The sequence below is a fragment of the Membranihabitans marinus genome (assembly GCF_021729155.1).
Taxonomy (GTDB): Bacteria; Bacteroidota; Bacteroidia; order Chitinophagales; family Saprospiraceae; genus Membranihabitans; species Membranihabitans marinus.
Genome location: NZ_JAJQYA010000009.1, coordinates 160720 through 164658, shown reverse-complemented (window position 1 = coordinate 164658; position 3939 = coordinate 160720). Strand labels below are relative to the sequence as shown.

The 3939-nt window shown below is 34.3% G+C and carries 3 protein-coding genes; all 3 read left to right on the top strand.

Annotated features, from left to right (window positions below):
* Positions 1 to 366, top strand: a 366-nt coding sequence (locus LVD51_RS08260; protein ID WP_236970744.1) for a sulfatase/phosphatase domain-containing protein, incomplete at its 5' end; no start/stop codon positions are given.
* 767 nt (positions 367 to 1133) lie between these two features.
* The gene (locus LVD51_RS08255; RefSeq protein WP_236970743.1) at positions 1134 to 2636 is read left to right on the top strand and encodes a glycoside hydrolase family 88 protein; all 1503 of its coding nucleotides are present in this window, start codon (positions 1134 to 1136) and stop codon (positions 2634 to 2636) included.
* Positions 2637 to 3021: 385 nt separating this feature from the next.
* Positions 3022 to 3699 (top strand): hypothetical protein, encoded by a 678-nt coding sequence (locus LVD51_RS08250; protein ID WP_236970742.1) that lies wholly within the window; start codon positions 3022 to 3024, stop codon positions 3697 to 3699.
* Positions 3700 to 3939: the final 240 nt, after the last annotated feature.

Genomic DNA, 3939 nt, shown 5'->3' with positions numbered 1-3939 from the left:
ATAGTTGGTTATGAGTTGGATGACAATATGAATATTGATGGTGTGTCATTGGTGAGTCAGTTTAATGGTGAATCAGGTCAGGAATTGGAGGATGAGCGTGATATGTTTTGGTATTATCCTCATTATGCACCACAAGGAAATTCACCAGGAGGATCGATTGTTTCAGGTGATTATAAGTATATCGAGTTTTTTGATCCGATTGGATATGAATTGTATAATTTGAAATTGGATCCTTCAGAAGAGAATAATCTATTTTCCAAGATGCCAGAAAAAGTGATTGAAATGAGCGGTAAGTTTAACCTGTGGATGCATGATGTAAATCCAATACTCCACACGGTGAATCCTAATTTTAACAAAGTGAAGTAGGGGAATATTTATCATTTTAATAAATTGAAATCAGGTTAAATCACTCATTAAAGTTAAAAATAGTCATTCCATTGACTTGAAAATATCCGCCTTAGGACTGTAGTAAATTTATTAATAATTTTGTTTCTGACCTTTTGTAATTCTCAATTGCAGGAGGTCAACAAATTTAATTTGCAAAATATAAAACAAAGTATTGTTTACTATGAAGTGATAGGGTTTGCAGGTTGACCTGCAAATATTGGAGTGTGGAATTGGAGGAATCGAATTTTAGTAGGTTTTGTGGTTTCTGATTATAAAAAAACTGACAAAACACATACATCTGTTAATAAAGCCAAAAGAAAAATGTATGCTAGAATTACGGATGGAGGTGATAGTTGGACTCTGTTTATAATAGAATTTCTGATGATGAAGATTCAGATTGGGCAGATATTATTGATTTATTTTAATCAATCAGATAATATTGCCATTGAATTGAAAATTACATGAAGTATTCTTTTGATGTTTGTGGATAAATGCAAATATTGTGTTTTTATTTTCTAAGATATTTTCCTTATTTGTGATTCTATACTGGTAAATAGTATGATTTGTGATTCCTAAATACCGTGTCGTCCTCTGAAGAAGACGCAGTGGTTTTTATTTAAGTTTTGCTGTTGGGATTGTAGAAGCAATGTGGTTCGAGATGGGGAATAAGAGATCCTAGATAAAAGATGAATTACAATAAAGTATAAATATTATTTTATAAAAATGTAAGACTTAAAATAGACTCAATGCAGAGAAGAAAATTCGTTAATACTTTAAAATGGAGTGGGCTAATGATGGCGACTATGCCTAGTTTTTGCCTGAGAAAAGAGAGTGAAAACTACCGTCAAGATTGGGAATTGATTACTTCTGAAGTAGAGAATAGTACACCAGTAAAATTGGAAGGAAATAAAAGAATTGCTTTTGGTTGGCAGGCCGATCAGATTAGTCCTGGTCAAACCATTACCCTAAAGCCATCCAAACAATTGCCTATCCAAGATATTTATTTTCGAATGACCCCTGCAGTAGAAATATGGAGCATTATGTTGTTGCATCTGTATACCGCAGAAAACGATTCCTATATTGGGACGCTGGATATACGATACACCTCTGTTTTGGTTCCTTATGAGATCAAAATTGATGCCACACATATATCAGCTATTAATCAAACGGGGTTGAAAATTAAATTGGAAGCCGATCATCCTTTTGGATATTTTAGTAAGGTGTCCATAAAAGATGAAAATCAAGTTTTTAATCCTCACTTTTTATCAGCACAGAATGAAAAAGGAGATTTAGACGATTTCTTAAAATGCTTTATGTCGTTGAACTCCATCCAAGCCTTTGGCTGGAGAGAAGGCACAGTGTTGGACGGATTATGGCAGTTGTACAGTCAGAAAAATGAAGAGAAAGCACTGGAAGCACTGGAAAAACATTTGGATTTGTTTAATGACGACAATGATGTTATGAGGTATGAAACCGCTAGAAATGAGCCGAAGAACAATGAATTAGATGGTATTGAATCAACCATTCCCATCGCCACCATTGCTAGAGTGAAACCAAATCATCCAATATTGAAAAAAGTATTGTTGGCTTGGGATGATTATACCATGGACAATGGCATGATTACAGGTGGATCGTCACTTACTGCTGAAGGTTGTTATACCGTAGCCTATCCATTGGCCGTACTCGGTAAAAAAAGGAATGACGGTGAAATGATGCAAAAAGCCTTAGATCAACTCCGCCATCGCTTTGTATTGATCGATGGCCATGACCTCAATCTGAGATATCATACAAATTCAGATAATTATACTTATAAAAATTGGGCTCGTGGCGGTGCATGGACTTTATTGGGGTTTGTAAGAACCATTGTAGAAATACAAGATGTAATGAGAGATGAGGAAGTAGAACAAAAGTTTAGACAAGGCGTGGATAATGCCCTTCGGATGCAACAAAGCAATGGATTGTGGAATGGCTTTATGGATTCCAATAATGCTGTAGATACTTCGGGATCTGCAGGTATGTCCGCCGCCATATTGATTGGTGTTAAGGCGGGTTTATTACCCTCTTCTTATAAAGAACACGCAGTGAAGTGCTGGCATGGATTACAAGACTATATTACCCCAGATGGATTCTTAAAAAGTGTAAGTCAAGATAATCGAGGGGGAGTGAAATTGCAAGAAAGTGATTATAGAGTGATATCGCAAATGGGGATGGGCATGATGGCGCAATTGTATGCTTATATGGATCTTTAGAAATAAATGACTCGGAATTTGCTTTGATATTTCTGAAATGAAAATTTTTGATTTAAATGAAAAAAATTGTCAATATAATTATGTCGGTTCCATGTGTCGAATAAGAGGTTTAGTCTGATTAATATCCAGAGGCTTATGCTTGTTGAGTCTGTAGTTATACTTCATTCATTTGGTATACATATTAGTGAAGATTCTAGGTTAGATGTATGAAATAATCAGGTTTTTTATAAATAAAAGCATGTATGGATAACTTTGTCATTATGTTATTTATACATGCTTTTTTATCTTACATTTACCAACAATTCATATTCGGCTGACGTCTTCTTGGTATTCTATATTATAATAGGGTTAATGTTAAAGGATTTCATCAACTAAAAATCAAACCATGGTAGGCAAGTTTTTGACTATTGTATTTTCTGTCTTTGGTCTTTTGTTCTTATCATCTTGTATTAAGGAAGAATTTCCCATTATCGAAACCATAGAGAAAAGTGGTAAATGGGGGCTAAATATTGGTGATTCGGTTGAGGATGTTTATGGTCAGCTTCAAGTGTTGGGGCTTGAAAAGAATTTTAATCAAGTTTCTGTTCTCTATCGTAAACCTTATACTAATCCAGAAGATGTTCGCGATGCCCTTCCGTATTACAATGCCCTGACCATGGAGAGAAATGATGGGCAAATTCAACGAACTTATTTTGAATTGAAGGAGGAAAAAGTTTTAGCTATTCATTTTGGAGGTGGTTTGTTGGAAGAATTAGACCATTGGCCTTTAGAAGTGAATAGTGAAATGGCCATTGCCGTCGGTGATTCTATTGAAGTATTATATCAGAAATTACTCCTTCTATATCAACAGCCTAGTTATCAGAACTATATTCTTATTTTACCCGGTAAGCCATTGAGTAAAGACTACGATAGCGATATGGGGAATTATAGCGAATGGGGATTTACCTTTTTTGTGGACAAGGGGCCGTCAACCAATGGTAGATCTACGGTGCGATTGTATTTCAATGATGAAAAATTAGATAAAATTCAGCATACCTACGAAGAATTTGAAATTGTTCGTTAGTTAATTTTTTGCCTCTTGGTATCAAAATATCAAAAAAATGGAAAAATTTGTCATTTAAATAAAACACAAATCAAGTTCTATTTATATGGTGAAAATAGAGTTAATCTACTTGTTATTTAGGTTTTTGAAGTCGAATCTGGGCGGGAGTTTGATTCTATATTTTGCATTTTACCATAGTTTGTAATGACTGAATAATCAGCTAAATATTTATTTCCTTTTATGTTGTATTTGATTATTTTG

Bases quoted from the DNA above. Each gene is read 5' to 3' on its own strand.
- LVD51_RS08255 (WP_236970743.1), top strand. From the start codon at position 1,134: ATGCAGAGAAGAAAATTCGTTAATACTTTAAAATGGAGTGGGCTAATG.
- LVD51_RS08250 (WP_236970742.1), top strand. From the start codon at position 3,022: ATGGTAGGCAAGTTTTTGACTATTGTATTTTCTGTCTTTGGTCTTTTG.